At 52.9% G+C, this 19,407-nt stretch carries 17 protein-coding genes and 2 pseudogenes; 10 read left to right on the top strand and 9 right to left on the bottom strand.

Going from position 1 to position 19,407, the window contains the following annotated elements; translation table 11 throughout:
- Positions 1-254: 254 nt before the first annotated feature.
- The 4 genes from GTU79_RS15550 to yciA are packed head-to-tail and all read left to right on the top strand — an operon-like array spanning position 255 to position 2,531.
- Complete coding sequence (locus GTU79_RS15550; protein WP_203521271.1) at positions 255-662, top strand: YkgJ family cysteine cluster protein; 408 nt, start codon at positions 255-257, stop codon at positions 660-662.
- Between the two features lie 46 nt (positions 663-708).
- Positions 709-1,464 carry a YciC family protein gene (locus GTU79_RS15555; RefSeq protein ID WP_132921392.1) on the top strand — a complete coding sequence of 252 codons (756 nt, stop codon included), beginning with the start codon at positions 709-711 and terminating at the stop codon, positions 1,462-1,464.
- Positions 1,465-1,503: 39 nt separating this feature from the next.
- Entirely contained in the window at positions 1,504-2,049 is a 546-nt protein-coding gene (locus tag GTU79_RS15560) for a septation protein A (protein ID WP_203521270.1), read from the top strand.
- Positions 2,050-2,105: 56 nt separating this feature from the next.
- Positions 2,106-2,531 carry an acyl-CoA thioester hydrolase YciA gene (gene yciA, locus GTU79_RS15565; RefSeq protein WP_203521269.1) on the top strand — a complete coding sequence of 142 codons (426 nt, stop codon included), beginning with the start codon at positions 2,106-2,108 and terminating at the stop codon, positions 2,529-2,531.
- Positions 2,532-2,576: 45 nt separating this feature from the next.
- On the opposite strand, the gene GTU79_RS15570 is transcribed toward yciA, so the two are convergent.
- The gene (locus tag GTU79_RS15570) at positions 2,577-3,317 is read right to left on the bottom strand and encodes a TonB family protein (protein ID WP_253073303.1); all 741 of its coding nucleotides are present in this window, start codon (positions 3,315-3,317) and stop codon (positions 2,577-2,579) included.
- A 230-nt stretch (positions 3,318-3,547) separates the two neighbouring features.
- On the opposite strand from GTU79_RS15570, the gene GTU79_RS15575 reads away from it, so the two are divergent.
- Positions 3,548-3,844 carry a YciI family protein gene (locus tag GTU79_RS15575; RefSeq protein WP_132927729.1) on the top strand — a complete coding sequence of 99 codons (297 nt, stop codon included), beginning with the start codon at positions 3,548-3,550 and terminating at the stop codon, positions 3,842-3,844.
- A 601-nt stretch (positions 3,845-4,445) separates the two neighbouring features.
- Complete coding sequence (locus GTU79_RS15580) at positions 4,446-4,670, top strand: hypothetical protein (protein ID WP_203521268.1); 225 nt, start codon at positions 4,446-4,448, stop codon at positions 4,668-4,670.
- Positions 4,671-4,769: 99 nt separating this feature from the next.
- Here the strand turns inward: GTU79_RS15580 and GTU79_RS15585 are convergent, their stop codons facing one another.
- The gene (locus GTU79_RS15585) at positions 4,770-4,946 is read right to left on the bottom strand and encodes a YciY family protein (protein WP_132921387.1); all 177 of its coding nucleotides are present in this window, start codon (positions 4,944-4,946) and stop codon (positions 4,770-4,772) included.
- 196 nt (positions 4,947-5,142) lie between these two features.
- Between GTU79_RS15585 and cls the strand changes: the two are divergent.
- Together cls and GTU79_RS15595 are read left to right on the top strand one after the other, a co-directional pair.
- A pseudogene (gene cls / locus GTU79_RS15590) lies at positions 5,143-6,600 on the top strand (cardiolipin synthase); the annotation flags it as partial.
- A 39-nt stretch (positions 6,601-6,639) separates the two neighbouring features.
- Positions 6,640-6,963 carry an HI1450 family dsDNA-mimic protein gene (locus GTU79_RS15595; RefSeq protein ID WP_214514155.1) on the top strand — a complete coding sequence of 108 codons (324 nt, stop codon included), beginning with the start codon at positions 6,640-6,642 and terminating at the stop codon, positions 6,961-6,963.
- 552 nt (positions 6,964-7,515) lie between these two features.
- Here GTU79_RS15595 and oppF read toward each other — a convergent pair.
- The 6 genes from oppF to GTU79_RS15625 all read right to left on the bottom strand — a co-directional run bounded on the left by oppF (position 7,516) and on the right by GTU79_RS15625 (position 13,614).
- Positions 7,516-8,532, bottom strand: coding sequence for a murein tripeptide/oligopeptide ABC transporter ATP binding protein OppF (oppF, locus tag GTU79_RS15600; RefSeq protein ID WP_203521267.1), 1,017 nt, complete (start codon positions 8,530-8,532; stop codon positions 7,516-7,518).
- Positions 8,529-9,548: an ABC transporter ATP-binding protein gene (gene oppD / locus GTU79_RS15605; protein ID WP_413743071.1), complete on the bottom strand. Its 1,020-nt coding sequence runs from the start codon at positions 9,546-9,548 to the stop codon at positions 8,529-8,531. The genes oppF and oppD overlap by 4 nt, the downstream gene beginning before the upstream one ends.
- 17 nt (positions 9,549-9,565) lie before the next feature.
- The gene (oppC, locus tag GTU79_RS15610) at positions 9,566-10,474 is read right to left on the bottom strand and encodes an oligopeptide ABC transporter permease OppC (RefSeq protein WP_203521265.1); all 909 of its coding nucleotides are present in this window, start codon (positions 10,472-10,474) and stop codon (positions 9,566-9,568) included.
- A 15-nt stretch (positions 10,475-10,489) separates the two neighbouring features.
- Positions 10,490-11,410 (bottom strand): oligopeptide ABC transporter permease OppB, encoded by a 921-nt coding sequence (oppB, locus tag GTU79_RS15615; RefSeq protein WP_132921380.1) that lies wholly within the window; start codon positions 11,408-11,410, stop codon positions 10,490-10,492.
- Positions 11,411-11,510: 100 nt separating this feature from the next.
- On the bottom strand, positions 11,511-13,148 hold the full coding sequence (oppA, locus tag GTU79_RS15620; RefSeq protein WP_214513118.1) for an oligopeptide ABC transporter substrate-binding protein OppA: 1,638 nt from the start codon (positions 13,146-13,148) through the stop codon (positions 11,511-11,513).
- 91 nt (positions 13,149-13,239) lie between these two features.
- Positions 13,240-13,614, bottom strand: a complete 375-nt coding sequence (locus GTU79_RS15625; RefSeq protein ID WP_214513119.1) for a hypothetical protein — start codon at positions 13,612-13,614, stop codon at positions 13,240-13,242.
- 740 nt (positions 13,615-14,354) lie between these two features.
- On the opposite strand from GTU79_RS15625, the pseudogene adhE reads away from it, so the two are divergent.
- A pseudogene (gene adhE, locus GTU79_RS15630) lies at positions 14,355-17,072 on the top strand (bifunctional acetaldehyde-CoA/alcohol dehydrogenase).
- A 584-nt stretch (positions 17,073-17,656) separates the two neighbouring features.
- Here the strand turns inward: adhE and GTU79_RS15635 are convergent.
- Positions 17,657-18,289, bottom strand: coding sequence for a thymidine kinase (locus tag GTU79_RS15635; protein ID WP_203521262.1), 633 nt, complete (start codon positions 18,287-18,289; stop codon positions 17,657-17,659).
- Between the two features lie 555 nt (positions 18,290-18,844).
- Between GTU79_RS15635 and hns the strand changes: the two genes are divergently transcribed.
- The gene (gene hns / locus GTU79_RS15640; protein ID WP_132921376.1) at positions 18,845-19,252 is read left to right on the top strand and encodes a histone-like nucleoid-structuring protein H-NS; all 408 of its coding nucleotides are present in this window, start codon (positions 18,845-18,847) and stop codon (positions 19,250-19,252) included.
- The last annotated feature ends 155 nt before the right edge of the window (positions 19,253-19,407 follow it).

Consider the following 19,407-nt stretch of genomic DNA (forward strand, 5'->3'; position numbering starts at 1 on the left):
GATATTTTGCTTTTAGGTCGCAAAATTGATCCACATGACAATAAACACTATGCCACGGCAGCGGGTCCGTTTGCGTTGAAGTGTATTTAACTACTTTTATATCAATTCGTTAATGTATCTTGGATTGATCCATATCAATTCAAAGTGATTGATTATAAAAAAAGCGACATTAGAGAAATCCCATTGATTTCCCGGCGTACGATGGGTAGTTTCAGTTCAGGCTTGTAACGGCGGGAGCGGGGGCATTAAACACCATGCGCGAAAGTGACAATCCTTGTATGAATTGCGGCGCCTGCTGCGCCTGGTTCCGTGTGTCCTTTTATTGGGCGGAGGGGGACGACGGCGGCGGCATCGTTCCCCATGAGCTCACCGAACCCCTCACGCCGTTCCTGCGCTGCATGGCGGGCACCAACGACAAAAAACCGCGCTGCCGCGCATTGGCCGGCGAAGTAGGCTCCTCGGTGCATTGCTCCGTTTATGCCGCAAGACCTTCCCCCTGCCGGGAATTTATCAGGACCGGCGAACAAGGTCAGGCCAACGACGCCTGCGATCGCGCCAGAGCCGCCTACGGCTTGCCGCCCCTGCCGTTAAACGCACCGGGCCGGCCGCTGAAAAACGAAACTCGCACGGATATGGCCGCGGGGTGCCAACGGTCGGATTAACGGGTAGAATACCGACCTAATCAGAATGTTTTGCCAAGGAGTCGTCATGCCAATTATGGCAAGTACCTTATACCGTGATATGTTGAATTTCACCCGCAATCAATTCGTCAGTATTGTGCTATTGGCACTGCTGACGGCGCTGATAAGCGTCTCGTTGGGTCACGCCTTATCACCAAATACCGATCAATTGCTGGTTCTCAACGGGGAAGGTACGGCAGCTACGGATACGGCCAATATGAGTTTGCAGGAGTTGGTGCAGCAAATGACGCCGGAACAGCAACGGGTATTGCTCAGGGCTTCCGCCGCCGGCACCTTTGCCGGCCTGGTGGGCAACGTCATACTGGCCGGGGCGTTATTAACCATGATTCGGCTGGTATCCAACCGGCAGCCCACCAGCGTGCTTCGGGCGGTGGGCCTTTCCGTGCCGATTCTTCCCCGTCTGTTATTATTAATCTTTATCACCACGCTGTTGGTGCAATTGGGACTATTGTTAATAGTGATACCCGGCATCCTGCTGGCTATTGCCTTCAGCCTGGCGCCTGTCATTGCCGCCAGCGAGAATCTGGGGGTATTTAAGTCCATGCGACTGAGTAGTAAACTGGCGTTTGCCAATCTTCGCCTGATTACGCCGGCGGTGCTGGTTTGGCTGCTGGCCAAAGCCGCGGTATTGGTTCTGGCGGCGCAATTTACCCAGGTATCATCTCTGGTTGCGGCGGTACTGCTTAATGGATTAAGTAATATTATCTCCGCCTTGTTGCTCATTTATTTGTATCGTCTGTATATGCTGCTGCGTCAGGCATAACGCGCGGCCAGACCCATTTAATCAACCACGGATTTGTCTATGAAGCAGTTTCTCGATTTTCTGCCGTTAGTGGTTTTTTTCGTCGTTTATAAACTGTACGACATTTATATCGCTTCCGGGGCGCTGATTGCCGCCTCTGCCCTGGTATTGGCTTTTACCTGGATCAGATATCGCAAAGTTGAAAAAGTGACGTTGCTAACCTTCATTCTGGTGGCTATTTTCGGCTCCCTGACCATGTATTATCACAATGCCGAATTTATAAAATGGAAGGTGACGGTCATTTACAGCCTGTTCGCCATCGCGCTGCTGGTGAGCCAGTTCGTTATGGGAAAACCGCTGATACAGCGCATGCTGGGCAAGGAGATGACGCTGCCGCCCCAGGTATGGAATAACCTGAATGTGGCATGGGCGCTGTTTTTTATCGCCTGCGGCGCGCTGAATATCTATATCGCCTTCTGGCTGCCGCAAAATGTCTGGGTTAATTTCAAGGTATTCGGCCTGACCGGTCTGACGCTGCTGTTTACCCTGCTGAGCGGCGTTTATGTCTATCGTCATATGACGGAAGATCAAAAAGATCCCCATTAATGCCTTAAAGTCGGTCTGCATACTGTGGGCCGCTTTTTTTAATAGCGGAAAGCACGATGAGCGAAAAACCGGTTTTACCCAGCGGCGAGCTGGTGCTGCGAACCTTGGCGATGCCTGCCGATACGAATGCCAACGGTGATATTTTCGGCGGCTGGCTTATGTCGCAGATGGATATGGGCGGGGCCATCCTGGCGAAAGAAATCGCCGAGGGCCGCGTGGTGACGGTAAAGGTGGACGGCATGACCTTCCTGAAACCGGTGGCGGTGGGGGATGTTATTTGCTGTTATGCCCGCTGTACGCGTACCGGCACCAGTTCGCTGAATATCAATGTGGAAGTGTGGGTGAAAAAAGTCTCGTCCGAACCCATCGGCCAGCGATATCGCGCCACCGAGGCGGCATTTACCTACGTGGCGGTGGACCCGGAAGGCGAAGCCCGCCCCCTGCCCGACGGCAAACGCCATTATCTGCCGGATGAAACCTGATTAGATTGGGCCGCCACCGGCGGCCTGTACTTATCGGCTGCGACCTCAGTTATCGCCGCTTTCGATGCCCGACAGTTTAAACACAATGGTCATATTGACATTTTTACCCGGTCTTCCGCTTTGATAACGCCATCTGCGCGTCACTTCCTTGATGCCTCTTTCGAACATATTGGGGGGCGATGCTGAAATAATGCGCAGATTTTCCACCTGTCCGTCTGAATTGACATCAAATTGAATCTGCACCCGCCCTTCAATCCCCAATGCCCTGGCGCGATCGGGATAGTCGGGATCTTGCCGGTTCAAGGCAACCGGCCCGGTATCGGCCTTGGACTCGGAGCGCGCCGGCGCGGCGGCCGGGGGAGTTGCCGACCTCACCGGCGTCTCGCTGGCGGCTACCGGCGAAGGCGACTCTTTTTGCAAAACCGGGTCCTTGTGAATACGTGGCTTTGCTTCCTTTTTGATAACCGGCCTGGGCTTAGGCTTGGGTTTCGGCAACTGCACCGGCGCCGGCGGTTCCGCAACGGGTTCGGGCTTTGGTTCGGGTTCAGGTTCAGGGGCCGGCTTCGGAGGCTCCACCGGCTGGGGCTGGGGCGGCTCAGGCACAGGCGGGGCCGGCGCGACAACCGGCTGCGGGGCCGGGGCCACCAGCGTGACGCTCATCGGCTGTTCAACGGCGATGGACGGAGAGATCCGATTGATGGAAGCGCAGAGTAAAACCGCCACCAGAGAGGTATGCAGCCCCACGGAAACGACATACGGCCACATAAATCGACGAGTGGTTTTCAAAATAGTTAACGCCATCTCAACTAAAGTTATCCTATAGAGCGAAGTTTAAATGCAAATGACAATCATATTCAATAACTCATATCAACGTCTTGGCTGATTAACGTCAATAAATATCTTTTAGCCCGTTCTGGCGGTGGATTTTCCCCGGGAGAAATTTTTCATTGCGCTCATGACCCCTTTGTCATAACGTGAATCACTTTGTAAAAGCCTATTCGATGGGAGTATTAATCGTGCTCTATGTTATTTATGCTGAAGATGTCGCCGATTCCCTGGAAAAACGTCTGTCCGTCCGACCCACCCACGTGGCGCGTTTACAAATATTGCGCGACCAGGGCCGTTTACTCACCGCGGGCGCGCTGCCGACGATAGACAGTAACGATCCGGGCGCCGCCGGTTTCAGCGGTTCCGTCATAATAGCCGAATTCGACTCGCTGGAGATGGCCCAAGCCTGGGCTGATGCCGATCCTTATGTTGCCGCCGGCGTCTATAATAACGTGTCGGTAAAACCTTACCGTAAAACCTTCTGAAAACAGCCCGGTTACACTCTTATGTCACCTGCGGGAGCGGGATTAAAACACCCTCCCGGGGGTGTGAAAGCATCTTAAATAAACCAGCGGCTAAAAGCATTATTAAAACTTAACTATTTCGCGAGAAAATCTTCTTTATCGTAGGAATATTTATCGCTTTTCATCTTTCAAAAGAGAGACTGCCGGCTTATATGGCTAATACCTCCATATTATCAGCAACTTGCTGAATAGAAAGAATATTCCCGCAGAGTAAAACGCCGATTAATGAACAAACGACTGCTTTTAAAATGGTTTAATTGATATTAATAATTTGCTGAACATTTCACTAATATGACACTTGAATATTTTCTTGTTCCCACCCGAAAATAAGAAATGCCTCCGTTAGGAAAAATGGCTAGGATATTCATTTAGGAATTATCTTAGTACAAAAATAAACAACCACGAATCAGTGCGTTGACCCCGCTTTTAGCATGATCGACTGAAAACCATATACCATAGCGGCTTACGATTTGTCTGCGACGCGAATATCTAATACCTTGTAATGGCTGTACTCCCTTTGAGTTTCTAACCATAGGAGGTAATTATGTCCAGGAAAATCTTAGTGGCACTACTCGTGTTGTATGCCGCCGGCACCACCACAGCGATGGCGGCGGGTGCAGCGGGAACGGCCGATGCGGCGACGCAAAGCGCATCCGGTCCCGCGACCACCGCCGACGCCGGGTTTGTTTCCGGATCGGTAGCCGCGGTAGCATCGGCCAGCGATCCGGAAGGAGGAACCGGTACATCAACATCGACATCCACCTCCACCACCACTTCAACCAGGTAATTCGCCTGGAAATGTTATGGAGGACCTGGCGAGAAGATGAAAGGATCTCAGCTAGCGCAAACCGGCCTAAAGCCGGTTTTTGTCCACCTGCACCGCAGGTTATAGTCCGCTGGTCATTGAAAAGAGCAACGAGCGGCGCTGCTTCTTAAGCTGGAGATGCCCCAAACGGGTCAGATGACGATAAGTGCGGGACTGTGCTTCCACCCACTGGCTCCGACGACGCTGCGCTTGCCTTAACATACGCCAACGGCTGACTTCATTTCTGCTTCTTTTCATGCACGAACCGGCTCTACCGACCTCTACCGACAATGATTAAGAGCCGCTATTATAGCCTTTTCTGTGGGTTAGCCAAGCCGCCCGACCCCCTGCTGCGGGAGAGAAGAGGCAGCGCCCGGTTTAAAAGAATTTCCTCTTTTCGTCCCTTATGCGTACACTCAGGTTTCAAGCATTGCGAACAGGATTTTTCGCCCTTATGGCAACTCTTTATAATGTAATCAATTGGCTACTGGTGTTCGGCTACTGGTTACTAGTAGCGGGTGTCACCCTGCGGGTATTAATGAAACGCCGGGCGGTTCCGTCCGCAATGGCCTGGCTGCTGGTGATTTACATTCTTCCCCTGGTGGGAATAATCGCCTATTTACTGTTCGGCGAACTGAATCTCGGCAAACGCCGCGCCGAACGCGCCAAGGCCATGTGGCCCTCCACGGCTAAATGGATGCAAGACCTCAAACAATGCAAACGGATTTTTGCCACCGAAAACAGCGAAGTGGCGCGGTCGCTGTTTCAGCTGTGCGAACTTCGCCAGGGCATGGGCGGTCTTAAAGGCAATCAATTGCAACTGCTGACCGGCACCGACGATACGTTGAAAGCCTTGATCAAGGATATCGGGCTGGCGCAAAACAATATCGAGATGATGTTTTACATCTGGCAAGCCGGCGGCCTGGTGGATCAGGTGGCGGAGGCCTTGATGGCGGCCGCGCGGCGAGGGGTCAGCTGCCGGGTGATGCTGGACTCCGCCGGCAGCGTGAAATTTTTCCGCAGCCCTTATCCGGCCATGATGCGCCAGGCGGGGGTGGAGGTGGTGGAAACCCTGCACGTCAGCATACTGCGGGTGTTCCTGCGCCGTATGGATTTGCGCCAGCACCGCAAAATGATACTTATCGACAATTATATTTCCTATACCGGCAGCATGAACATGGTGGATCCCCGTTTTTTCAAGCAGGACGCGGGGGTTGGACAGTGGATAGACCTGATGGCCCGGATGGAGGGACCGGTCACCACCGCCATGGGCATCATTTTTTCCTGTGACTGGGAAATAGAAACCGGAAAACGCATCCTGCCACCGCCGCCGGATGTGAATATAATGCCGTTTGAGCAGGCCACCGGGCATACCATTCAGGTTATCGCTTCCGGTCCCGGTTTTCCCGACGGGGTTATTCACCAGGCGCTGCTGACCTCCATCTATGCCTCGCGCCAGCAGCTCATCATGACCACGCCCTATCTGGTGCCCAGCGACGATCTGCTCCACGCCATATGCACCGCCGCGCAGCGGGGCGTCGATGTGCATATCGTAGTGCCCCGTTATAACGACTCGATGCTGGTGGGCTGGGCCAGCCGTGCCTTCTTTGCCGAGCTGCTTGAGGCGGGAGTGAATATTCATCAATTCGAAGGCGGACTGTTGCATACTAAAAGCGTGCTGGTAGATGGGCAGTTAAGCCTGGTGGGCACGGTGAACCTGGACATGCGCAGCTTATGGCTGAATTTTGAAATCACTCTGGTGATTGATGATGACGACTTCGGCAGCGACCTGGCGCGAGTGCAGGAGGATTATATCGCCCGCTCCCGGTTGATAGATCCGGCGAAATGGGCTCAGCGGCCCTACTGGCAGCGGATTATCGAGCGTCTGTTCTACTTTTTCAGTCCGCTGCTGTATTGTGACCGGCGGCGGCGAAACACTAAGGGACACAGCATGGATTTGGATAATCGCCTGACGGATGACGAGGTCAATGAACAGGCATACGATATTTTTCTCGAGCTGGCGACGGACAATCTAGACCCGGCGGACGTACTGTTGTTCAACCTGCAGTTTGAACAGCGCGGGGCGGCGGAATTATTCGACCCTTCCGAACAGTGGCACGAGCAGGTGGATTTCGACCTGAATCCGGACTTTTTCGCCGAGGTGGTCATCGGACTGGCGGAGCAGGACGGCATGCCGGTTAACGATATCTTCGCCCGCATGCTGCTGTGCCGCGATCGTTCGGAAAAGATTTGCCATATTATATGGAAGGAGTAGCGGGCCGATAGCCCGCTGAACAGCCCCTCGGTTCAAAGTTCGGTGTTGGCGGGCCTAGCGCTCGGTCAGGCAGGAAAATCATGCCCGATTCGACCCCATCAGCACGCTCTCCCTTTAACACGGCTCACTTTGGCAAGCTAGGTTCAAGGTTCGGTGTTGGCGGGCCTAGCGTGCTGTGGGGCGCTCGGTCAGGCAGGAAAACCATGCCCGATTCGACCCCATCAGCACGCTCTCCCTTTAACACGGCTCACTTTGGCAAGCTAGGTTCAAGGTTCGGTGTTGGCGGGCCTAGCGTGCTGTGGGGCGCTCGGTCGGGCAGGAAAACCATGCCCGATTCGACCCCATCAGCACGCTCTCCCTTTAACACGGCTCACTTTGGCAAGCTAGGTTCAAGGTTCGGCGTTGGCGGGCCTAGCGTGCTGTGGGGCGCTCGGTCGGGCAGGAAAACCATGCCCGATTCGACCCCATCAGCGCGCTCTCCCTTTAACACGCTCTCCCTTCAGCGCTCTCAAATTTTTACACGCCCGCTGTGCGTTTCGGTGATAACGCACCCTACTCCGCCAACTGGCTGATATCCACCTTGATGCAGGAGCAGGCGTGGCGAAAACTCCCCTGCAGTATCGGCCGGGTGACGGCGCACTCCTCGCTGGCGATGGGACAGCGGGTGCGGAACACACAGCCCGAAGGCGGGTTGATGGGGGACGGCAAATCTCCTTCCAGCAGCTGAATCTTTTTGTTGCGTTCCTTATCGGGATCCGGAATCGGCACCGCCGACATCAGCGCTTTGGTGTAGGGATGCTGCGGATTATTGTAAACCTGGTCATAGGTGCCCAACTCCACCGCATGTCCTAGGTACATCACCAGCACCCGATCGGAAATATGCTTCACCACCGCCAGATCGTGAGCGATAAAAATCAGCGACAGCCCCATTTCCCGCTGCAGCTGCTGCAATAAATTCACTACCTGCGCCTGGATGGATACATCCAGCGCCGAGACCGGCTCATCGCAAATCACCAGCTTCGGTTCGAGTATCAATGCCCGCGCGATGCCGATACGCTGGCATTGTCCGCCGGAAAATTCATGGGGGTAACGGTTGATGAGATTGGGCAGCAAACCCACTTTCATCATCATGCTCCAGACCTTCTCCTTCACTTCCAGCCGCGGCATCTTGGGATGATAGGTATGCAAAGGCTCGGCGATTATCTCGCCGATGGTCATTCGCGGATTGAGCGAAGCCAGGGGATCTTGAAAAATCATCTGTATATTGCTGCGGGTATCGCGCCATTCGGCGTTGGTCAGGTCCTGCAATTCTTTACCGAGCCAGGCGATGCGGCCGCTGGTGGATTTAACCAGCCCGATCAGCGCCCGGGCAAAAGTGGATTTACCGCAGCCGGATTCCCCCACCACCCCGAGGGTTTCCCCTTCGTACAGGCGCAGGGAAACCCCATCCACCGCCTTTAGGTGTTTAACCGGCTGCCAAAACCACTGCTTATCCCCCTTCACATCGAAATACACTTTCAGGTTATCGACGTCGAGGATCACTTTTCTGTTTTCGTCCAGGGCATTCATGCCAGTTCCTCCGCAGGCTTGTAACAGGCACGGATACGGTCATCGCCAAAAGGTTCGAGGGCGGGCATGGTTGAGCAGATATCCATGGCAAAAGGGCAACGCGGCTGAAAGGGGCACCCTTTAGGCAACCGCAGCAGATTGGGAGGATTACCGGGTATGGTTACCATCATTGAGGAACCATCGGCATCCAGGCGCGGCACCGCCGCCAGCAGTCCGATGGAATAGGGATGGCTCGGCCGGTAAAAAATATCCGCGGACCGGCCATACTCCATAGTGCGGCCGGCATACATCACCAGCACCCGATCGCAAATACCGGCCACCACGCCCAAATCGTGGGTAATCATGATAATGGCGGTGTTGAATTCACGCTTGAGATCGTTAAGCAGCGTCATTATCTGCGCCTGCACAGTCACATCCAGAGCAGTGGTGGGCTCATCGGCAATCAGCAGCTTGGGACGGCACATGAGGGCCATGGCGATCATTACCCGCTGGCGCATCCCGCCGGAAAATTCATGGGGGTACATGCGCATCCGTTTGCGGGCCTCGGGCATTTTCACGGCGTCCAGCATGCGCACCGATTCTTCGAACGCTTCATGTTTACCCATCTTTTTATGCAGCATCAGGACTTCCATCAGCTGCTCGCCCACCCGCATATAAGGGTTCAGCGACGTCATGGGGTCCTGGAAAATCATGGAAATTTCTTCGGCGCGCAGCTTATTGAGCTGTTTCTCCGGCAGGTTGAGAATTTCACGCCCGTTGAAAGCGGCAGAGCCGCCGATACGGCCGTTTGCGGCCAGCAACCCCATCAGGGCAAAGGCGGTTTGGGATTTGCCCGAGCCGGACTCCCCCACAATGCCTAAGGTTTCCCCGGCGCGCAGGGTAAAATTCAGGTCGTTGACCGCGGTAACATCTCCGTCGGAGGTGGCGAAGGTCACCCTTAAGTCCCGCACATCCAGCAATACCGGCTCTTTTGCTCCCGCCGCGGGCCCACGGGCCGGCGTGGAATTATCAATCATGCTCATCACGGCGCTCCTTAACGATCTTTCGGGTCGAGGGCATCACGCAGACCGTCGCCGATAAAATTAAAACAAAACAGGGTAATCACCAGGAACAGCGCGGGAAACAGCAGCAGCCACGGCGAAACTTCCATTGAATTGGCGCCGTCGCTAAGCAACGCCCCCCAGCTGCTTAAGGGTTCCTGCGTGCCCAGCCCGAGGAAACTGAGAAACGACTCGAACAGAATCATGCTGGGCACCAGCAACGAGGCGTAAACCACCACGACCCCGAGCACATTGGGGACGATGTGACGCAAAATGATATTGCGGGAAGAGACGCCGCTGACCACCGCCGCCTCGATGAATTCCTTGCGCTTGAGGCTCAGGGTCTGTCCGCGCACGATACGCGCCATGTCCAGCCAGGACACCATGCCGATGGCGATAAAGATCAGGAAGATATTCTGGCCGAAAAACGTCACCAGCAGGATCACGAAAAACATAAACGGGAAGGAATTGAGTATTTCCAGCAGACGCATCATCACCGAATCGATTTTACCGCCAAGATACCCTGACATGGCGCCGTAAAGCGTCCCCAGCACCACCGCCACCAACGCGGCCGCAATACCCACCATCAGTGAAATCCGTCCGCCGATGGCGACCCGCACCAATAAATCCCGTCCCGATGAATCAGTACCGAAATAGTGGGCGGACTCCATGCTCGGCGCGCTCGACATCATGCCCCAGTCGGTATCGTCATAGGCAAACTGCGACAAAGACGGCGCCAGGGCGACAAATAAAATAATGAACAGCAAAACGATGAGACTGGTTAATGCCGCTTTATTATGTATAAAGCGCCGGCGGGCGTCCTGCCAAAGGCTGCGCCCCTCGACTTCCAGTGCTTCGCTGAATTTCTCCAGAGCCTCGCTGTTTTTATTATTTACCATCATAAGCGTGCTCCAGCATCAATAGCGTATTTTAGGATCGATGACCGCGTACAATACATCGACAATGGCGTTAAAAAGAATGGTCAGGGTCCCCACCAGAATGGTGAGACTCAGCACCAGTGAATAGTCGCGATTCAGCGCGCCGTTGACGAACAGTTGGCCGATGCCCGGCAGGCCATAAATGGTTTCAATGACCATAGAGCCGGTGATGATACCGACAAACGCCGGTCCCATATAAGAAATCACCGGCAGCAGGGCCGGCTTCAAGGCATGGCTGAGGATAATCCGCCGCATGGGCAGGCCTTTGGCCCGGGCGGTGCGGATAAAGTTGGAATGCAATACTTCGATCATCGAACCGCGGGTAATACGCGCTATGCTGGCAATATAGGCCAGGGACAACGCAATCATCGGTAACAGTATAAATTTGGGTCCGCCGCCGTTCCAGCCGCCCGCCGGCAGCCATTTCAGCGTAATGGCGAAAATCAGCACCAATAGCGGAGCCACCACAAAACTGGGAATAACCACCCCGGTCATGGCGAAACCCATGGCCAGATAGTCCCATTTGGTATTTTGCCGCAGCGCCGCCATCACCCCGGCAAACACGCCCAGCACCATGGCCATGATGAAGGCCGCCAGCCCCAGCTTGGCCGAAACCGGAAACGAATTTGCCACCAGGTCGTTGACGGAATAATCCTTATATTTGAACGAAGGGCCGAAATCGCCATGGGCCAGTTGCAGTAAATAGTCGCCATACTGCTTCATTATGGGATCGTTAAGATGGTATCTGGCTTCTATATTGGCCATGACTTCCGGCGGCAGGCTGCGTTCGCCGGTAAACGGACTGCCGGGCGCCAACCGCATCATAAAAAACGAAATGGTGATCAAAATAAACAGCGTCGGGATCGCTTCCAGAAACCGGCGAATAATAAACTTTAACATTACTAATACCTATGACATACATTTAATGCCGTTCGGACTGAACAGGAAAAACAGGGCAAGGCTTATACGGCCCTGCCCTGTTTACGTCCCAAAATTTTCCTTAATGCTTGATAATATACAGATCTTTCACGTACACATTATCCAGCGGATCTTTACCGGTATAACCGCCGACATAAGGTTTCACCAAACGGGCGTTCACATAATAATATACCGGGACAATAGCAGAATCTTTGTCCAGTTGCTGTTCGGCCTGCTGATAAATTTCGCTGCGCTCGTTTTCCGACTTCGCCGTTATCGCGCTGGCAATCAGCTTATCGAAAGCCGGATTTGAATAATGCGCGGTATTACTGGAACCGTTGGTCAACATAATGTTCAGGAAGCTGGTGGGCTCGTTATAGTCAGCGCACCATCCGGCACGGGAGACATCAAACGTTCCCTGATGACGAGTCTCCAGGAAGGTTTTCCATTCCTGGTTTTCCAATTTGACATCAACGCCAATGTTTTTCTTCCAGATGGAGGCAACGGCAATGGCCAGCTTCTTGTGCAAATCGGAAGTATTGTATAACAGATCGAATGTCAGCGGCTTGTCTTTGGTGTAACCGGCTTCCGCTAACAGTTTACGTGCTTCTGCGTTGCGTTTTTCCTGCGACCAGCCAAACCACTCCGGCTTCGTCAATTTGGCGCCGTCGGTATAAGGCGGGGTAAAACCAAATGCCGGCAGGTCGCCTTGGGCCTTGACCTTATTAACAATGATATCGCGATCCAGGCCCAATTTCAGCGCGGTACGAACACGCACATCAGTGAACGGCGCTTTTTGGTTATTGATTTCATAATAATAAGTGCAGAGATAGGGATCCACATGCACTTCTTTAGGAATATCGTGTTTCAGTTTCTGGAACAGTTCGATAGGCAGATTGTTATACGACATGTCGGATTCGCCGGAGCGATAACGGTTGACGTCGGTCACTTCCGAGGAAATCGGCAGATAGGTCATCTGATTAATAACCGTTTTGCTGTTGTCCCAGTATTGCGGATTTCGTTCCAGCACGATATGTTCATTGACGACCCAGTCCTTTAATTTATAGGCGCCGTTGCCCACCCAGTTAGCCGGCTGGGTCCATTTATCACCGAATTTTTCCACCACTTTTTGCGGTACAGGCGACATGGACGGGTGGGTCAGCAATTTGGGGAAATAAGGCACGGGCTCGCTGAGATCGACTTCCAGCGTATTGGCGTCAATAGCTTTCACACCCAAGGTATCGGGTTGCATTTTGCCGGTGATGATATCGTCAATATTAACGATATGGGCATACTGGGGATAACTTTCATACGGGGACGCCGTTTTCGGGTCCGCCAAACGCCGCCAGCTATAGACAAAATCCTGCGCCGTCACCGGCGAGCCGTCGGACCATTTTGCGTCTTTGCGCAAATGGAATATCCAGACCTTGGAATCCTTGGTTTCCCAGCTTTCCGCCACACCCGGCTGCGGATGGCCTTGCAGGTCGCTAATGACCAATCCTTCCAGCAAATCGCGATTGACATTGGCTTCCGGCACCCCTTCAATCTTATGGGGATCCAGTGATTGCAGTTCGGCGCCGTTTCCACGTACCAATTCCTGTTTGTCACTCAAGGTGACGCCGGCGGGTACCACCGCCGCGAAAGAAGTACCTACGGACACCACTCCCAGGGCGGCGATAATACCTGCTGCCAATAGAGTTCTTTTCGTGATGTTGGTCATTATTAATGCACTCCAGTTTTTTATTATTGCATGACGCATTTTCAGCTGTCTGCAGATTCCCGATGAACGGGTATGGGCACTCCTCGGCCAATTACGGCGAACGAAACCGCAAGGTAAAGAAGCGATATTCCTTATTCATTGAATCTATATGGGAAACAAGCCGGCGTAAGGCTGGCAAAAAAATTGATACGGCGGAACGCAGATTCGGAAAGAAGTTATTTGCTATCATAATCAAATCAAGAAATGTCGACCTTGCTTCAAAAAACATAATCAAATTATTGATTGTTACAATAAAACACATCAGGGCAATAAATGACCTGGAAAGAGAATAAATCCCTAATGATTCATGAATTAACACTAATAACATCTGTACCGCATCGTGACAAGTGGCTTTGTGAGATAGTCTAAAAAAATCGCCACGGGTTTTAGCCTGCATTGCATCCCGCTGAATATTCGAAGTTTTCACTTAATTTATCCGGCTAATAGACTAATTGAGCATTTAATAATCTATGCCGCTTTTGGGTGCGATTTATCAGCATTGGAGCAACATTTGCTCTATGGCGAGGCGTCCGAAAAATACAGCGCGTGCTCCAGCGCTGTTACTCATCATCATTTATCTGTACAGTAGTGGTCTTGGCCGCGCCATGGGAGCATATGGATTGTTGAGCTGCCGCTTCTGCCTCGGCGCCGTTCCTTCACCTTTAATTTTACCGCTATACTTTTGACATTATTCATATTGTGCCGTTGCTTTATAACCCGTAACCTAAGCAGCAAGTAAATTTTTGCTGTTATTTGCAAATAAAATGTTAATGGAATGCAGATTACATTGGCACGGCATTTCATCCCTTAACGAGACTGTAGTGAAATTGTAACCTTTGCTTCAAATTGTCGTTGCTGAAAGGAGTCAGCATGAATAAAATGTGATTTAAATCACAATTACTGGCCTCAATACTCTTTACTATTTCTCTATACAGTTAATCGATAATCCCATGGACATAGGGAGCTTGGAAAAAATCGCCTGGAAATGAAGATCGCTAACTGATTGAACAAACTCGTTAAGTAAATAGCCCTTTGTGCCACTGCCTATCTGTCTTTGTGCAGATAAACTAACCTTAATCTCCGCGTCTTTCACAACGACAGGGAATGGCTTTTACTTAAAGAGTTTAACAATTTAACCGAAATTTTAACATTTATTAGGAGAGCACTATGGCTGTTACTAATGTCGCTGAACTGAACACCTTGATGGAAAAGGTTAAAAAGCCCAGCGCGAATATGCCAATTTTAGCCAGGAGCAGGTGGACAAGATTTTCCGCGCCGCCGCCCTTGCCGCTGCCGATGCCCGCATTCCTCTCGCCAAAATGGCCGTTGAAGAATCCGGCATGGGTATCGTGGAAGACAAAGTGATCAAGAACCATTTCGCTTCCGAATATATCTATAATGCCTATAAAGATGAAAAAACCTGCGGCATCCTGGCCCGGGACGATACGTTCGGCACCATCACCATTGCCGAACCCATCGGTATCATCTGCGGCATCGTGCCGACGACCAACCCCACTTCCACGGCCATTTTCAAAGCGTTGATATGCTTGAAAACCCGTAACGGCATTGTTTTCTCGCCGCATCCCCGTGCGAAGAAAGCCACCAACAAGGCTGCTGAAATTGTCCTGAAAGCCGCTATCGCCGCCGGCGCGCCGAAAGATATCATCGGCTGGATTGACGAACCTACCGTTGAACTCTCCAACCAGCTTATGCACCATCCGCTGGTTAACCTGATCCTCGCCACCGGCGGGCGGGCATGGTAAAGCCGCTTACAGTTCCGGTAAGCCCGCCATCGGCGTCGGCGCCGGCAATACTCCGGTGGTTGTGGATGAAACCGCCGATATCAAACGGGTGGTAGCCTCCATCCTGATGTCCAAAACCTTCGATAACGGCGTCATCTGCGCCTCCGAACAATCGGTTATCGTGGTGGACGAAGTCTATGACGCGGTGCGTGAACGCTTTGCCAGCCACGGCGGCTACATGCTGCGCGGCGAAGAGCTGAAAGCGGTTCAGGGCATCATTCTGAAAAACGGCGCGCTGAACGCCGGTATCGTCGGCCAGCCGGCGGTGAAAATCGCCGCCATGGCCGGATTGACCGTACCGGGCTCCACCAAGGTGCTGATTGGCGAAGTCACCGTTGTGGACGAAACCGAACCCTTCGCCCATGAAAAGCTCTCGCCGATGCTGGCTATGTATCGCGCCAAGAACTTTGAAGACGCGGTGGTCAAAGCGGAAAAACTGGTGGAAATGGGCGGCATCGGCCATACCTCCTGTCTCTATACCGATCAGGACAATCAGACGGACCGCGTGAATTTCTTCGGCGAAACCATGAAGACCGCGCGTATTCTGATCAACACGCCTGCTTCCCAGGGCGGTATCGGTGACCTGTACAACTTCAAACTTGCACCGTCGCTGACGCTGGGCTGCGGCTCCTGGGGCGGTAACTCCATTTCCGAAAACGTCGGCCCGAAACACCTTATCAATACCAAAACCGTGGCCAAGCGAGCTGAAAATATGATGTGGCATAAGCTTCCCAAATCCATCTATTTCCGTCGCGGTTCATTGCCGATTGCCCTGGATGAAGTGGCCAGCGACGGCGCCAAACGCGCCTTTATCGTGACGGACCGTTATCTGTTTAACAACGGCTATGCCGATCAGATCACCTCCGTACTGAAGGGCCACGGTATTGAAACCGAAGTCTTCTTCGAAGTGGAAGCGGATCCGACCCTGAGCATCGTTCGCAAGGGCGCAGAGCAGATCATGTCCTTCAAACCGGACGTCATTATTGCCCTGGGCGGCGGTTCGCCGATGGATGCCGCCAAGATCATGTGGGTAATGTACGAACACCCGGGCACCCCGTTCGAAGAGCTGGCGCTGCGGTTTATGGATATCCGTAAACGTATATACAAGTTCCCGAAAATGGGTGTTAAAGCCCAGATGATCGCCATCACCACCACCTCCGGTACCGGTTCTGAAGTCACGCCGTTCGCCGTGGTGACCGATGATGCCACCGGCCAGAAATATCCGCTGGCGGATTATGCCCTGGTGCCGAGCATGGCGATTGTGGATGCCAATCTGGTGATGAACATGCCGAAATCCCTCTGCGCCTTCGGCGGTCTGGATGCGGTAACCCATGCCTTGGAAGCCTATGTGTCCATCATGGCCACCGAGTTTTCCGACGGCCAGGCGCTGCAGGCCATCAAGCTGCTTAAAGAGTATCTGCCTGCCAGCTATCACGAAGGGGCGAAAAACCCGGTGGCCCGTGAACGCGTTCATAACGCCGCCACTATTGCCGGCATCGCGTTTGCCAACGCCTTCCTGGGCGTCTGCCACTCCATGGCCCATAAACTGGGTTCGGAATTCCATATTCCCCATGGCCTGGCCAACGCCATGCTGATTTCCAACGTGATCCGCTACAACGCCAACGACAACCCCACCAAACAGGCGGCGTTCAGTCAGTATGACCGTCCGCAGGCCCGTCGTCGTTATGCCGAAGTGGCCGACCATCTTGGCCTGAGCCAACCGGGCGACCGTACCGCGCAGAAGATTGAAAACCTGCTGGCCTGGCTGGATGGAATCAAAGCCGATTTGGGTATCCCGACCTCTATCCGTGAAGCCGGCGTGCAGGAAGCGGATTTCCTGGCGAAGGTGGACAAGCTGTCCGAGGATGCGTTCGATGACCAGTGTACCGGCGCCAACCCGCGCTATCCGCTGATTGCCGAACTGAAACAAATCCTGCTGGATACCTACTACGGACGTAAATACGTCGAGCCTTTCGCAGATGCCGCCGCAGTGGCCCATGCTCCGGCTCTCCCGGCTGACGCGGTGAAAGCCGCGGCTCCGGAAGCGAAAACCGAGAAAAAAGGCAAAAAAGTGACCAGCTGATCGCGGCGATAACCATCCCGCGTTGAGAACGGTCACCGATACAACCCCCGGTAAGTCAGCCGGGGGACACAGCACAGGCCCCTTTTGGGGCCTGTGCTGTAAGTTTGTTGACAAAGTGTCCGGTCGGGGCAGGCTGCCAGATCGTAAAGAAGCCGTGAACCCGTCCCTGGGGGCTCGATCCGCGCGATTATGACTCTCATCCCCGAGAGCCACCCTAATTAACGCCGAGTACGTTTGTCAGCAAGCCCCATATACGGCCTAAACGCCGCGCTACGGACCTGAATCGCCGTTAAGCCGCCATTCCCTTTACTGAACGAAAAAAACGCGCCACGCAATCCCCTGCCGGCTAATCTGAATTGAAGCGGCCATGCCGTAAACCGCCGAACGCTTCCGTCTCACGGAATATTACCAAAACCGCATATCCGGCCCCACAGGGCTCTTTTGACCGCAACCGGTGCAATCACCCCGGTGTAAGCCGGAAATCGCTCCTGTGCCCTTTATGGCGGTTATATAGCGGCAGAAGCAGATGGCCGCGCTGATGGCGCCGGCGTCAAAATACACAACCGCCGCCGGATAACAAAGACCTACGGCTGACGCGGTTCGGACGCGGCCATGGAGATATAGCCGGGCACCTGGCTATCCTCCGCCATGGCCTGTTTGTAATGCTTGCGGCATACCGAGACATACCGTTCTTCGCCGCCGATAACCACCTGTTGGCCGTCATGCACGGGTTTACCGTCCTCACCCAGGCGAATGACCCGGTTTGCCTTGCGGCCGCAATAACAAATGGTTTTAAGCTCGATAAGCTTATCAGCCCATGCCAACAGATAATGGCTACCGGGAAACAGCTCGCCGCGAAAGTCAGTGCGCAACCCATAACACAATACCGGAATATTCAGAAAATCCACTACGTCCGATAACCCGGCAACTTGTTCACGGGTTAAAAACTGACTTTCATCCACTAATATGCAGTGCAGCGCCTGCTGCTCATGGGCCTGACGAATAACCGCCAGCAAATCGGTATCCGGGCGGTAGAGCTCGGCCGGCGAGGAAAGGCCGATACGGGAACTGACCTGGCCGCGAGCAAAACGATTATCTATTTCAGCGGTAAATACCAGGGTGCGCATGCCACGCTCCTGATAATTATACGAGGACTGCAGGAGCGCAGTGGATTTACCCGCATTCATCGCAGAATAATAAAAATAAAGTTGAGCCATCAGCCCCTCACTTCGGAAAAAATCAATGACATAATAAATAAGGTGCCCAGTGTATCATAAACTTTAAGCCATCTGCTGTGCCCCGCCGCCCTGATTTTAACATCGCCGGGCCCCGTCGGCGATGCAGCCGGCAGGTAATTAGCCCCGGCGGGTGTTACTTTAAATTAGGCCTCTGCTTTAATGAATCATAACCAAAGTGACTGCGCTACATCACCTAACATTTGCTTCGGGCACGACGCCGGATGCGAACGCTATACGCACAATAGCGCCCTGGTTTTAAACATTGGTTATAAAACGCAAATTTTTCTACGATATAAACGTGGCTTATAATGAAACGCGCTGTGCAATATGCACTCCATTAACGGGTGAAGTGGGAAAACGCAACATAGTGAATCAATTTGTCATTACCATGCAAAGGGCATATATTTAGCGCTGTCGGGCTCTGCGGTAAAAAAAGATTATTTTTACCTTACTTACAAACTAGCTATTGCAGAAAAGAAACTACCGCTCTATTATTACTCCGACGCCCCATTTATATTATTCGAGATTAGGACAATGAGCGAAGCACTTAAAATTCTTAACAACATCCGAACTCTGCGTGCACAAGCCAGAGAATGTACTCTTGAAACTCTGGAAGAAATGCTGGAGAAACTTGAGGTAGTCGTCAATGAGCGCCGCGAGGAAGACAGCCAGGCACAGGCTGAAATCGAAGAACGTACGCGCAAATTACAGCAATATCGTGAAATGCTGATTGCCGACGGTATCGATCCGAATGAATTGCTGCAAACCATGAGCGCATCAAAAGCTACTGGTAAAACCAAGCGCGCAGCTCGTCCGGCTAAATATCAATATACCGATGAGAACGGTGAAAGCAAAACCTGGACCGGCCAAGGCCGTACACCTGCTGTCATCAAAAAGTCTATTGAAGATGAAGGCAAAACGCTGGACGATTTCCTGCTGTAATCCGTTATATCCTTTATTATAAAATGCCCGTTTGAATACTCAGCGGGCGTTTTTCTATCTCCCTGCCGGATGAATTTTAACCATCCGATGAATTTCCGCCAACGGCATGTCTGCACTCTTTCCTCTGTGGCAGTAATGGTTTCGTCCCTGTGCAT

The organism is Sodalis ligni, from assembly GCF_016865525.2.
Taxonomy (GTDB): domain Bacteria; phylum Pseudomonadota; class Gammaproteobacteria; order Enterobacterales; family Enterobacteriaceae; genus Acerihabitans; species Acerihabitans ligni.

Coding starts and splice junctions, on each gene's coding strand:
- GTU79_RS15550 (WP_203521271.1), top strand. CDS start 255: ATGCGCGAAAGTGACAATCCTTGTATGAATTGCGGCGCCTGCTGCGCC.
- GTU79_RS15555 (WP_132921392.1), top strand. CDS start 709: ATGCCAATTATGGCAAGTACCTTATACCGTGATATGTTGAATTTCACC.
- GTU79_RS15560 (WP_203521270.1), top strand. CDS start 1,504: ATGAAGCAGTTTCTCGATTTTCTGCCGTTAGTGGTTTTTTTCGTCGTT.
- yciA (WP_203521269.1), top strand. CDS start 2,106: ATGAGCGAAAAACCGGTTTTACCCAGCGGCGAGCTGGTGCTGCGAACC.
- GTU79_RS15585 (WP_132921387.1), bottom strand. CDS start 4,946: ATGAAAAGAAGCAGAAATGAAGTCAGCCGTTGGCGTATGTTAAGGCAA.
- GTU79_RS15595 (WP_214514155.1), top strand. CDS start 6,640: ATGGATTTGGATAATCGCCTGACGGATGACGAGGTCAATGAACAGGCA.
- oppF (WP_203521267.1), bottom strand. CDS start 8,532: ATGAATGCCCTGGACGAAAACAGAAAAGTGATCCTCGACGTCGATAAC.
- oppD (WP_413743071.1), bottom strand. CDS start 9,548: ATGATTGATAATTCCACGCCGGCCCGTGGGCCCGCGGCGGGAGCAAAA.
- oppC (WP_203521265.1), bottom strand. CDS start 10,474: ATGATGGTAAATAATAAAAACAGCGAGGCTCTGGAGAAATTCAGCGAA.
- oppB (WP_132921380.1), bottom strand. CDS start 11,410: ATGTTAAAGTTTATTATTCGCCGGTTTCTGGAAGCGATCCCGACGCTG.
- oppA (WP_214513118.1), bottom strand. CDS start 13,148: ATGACCAACATCACGAAAAGAACTCTATTGGCAGCAGGTATTATCGCC.
- GTU79_RS15635 (WP_203521262.1), bottom strand. CDS start 18,289: ATGGCTCAACTTTATTTTTATTATTCTGCGATGAATGCGGGTAAATCC.
- hns (WP_132921376.1), top strand. CDS start 18,845: ATGAGCGAAGCACTTAAAATTCTTAACAACATCCGAACTCTGCGTGCA.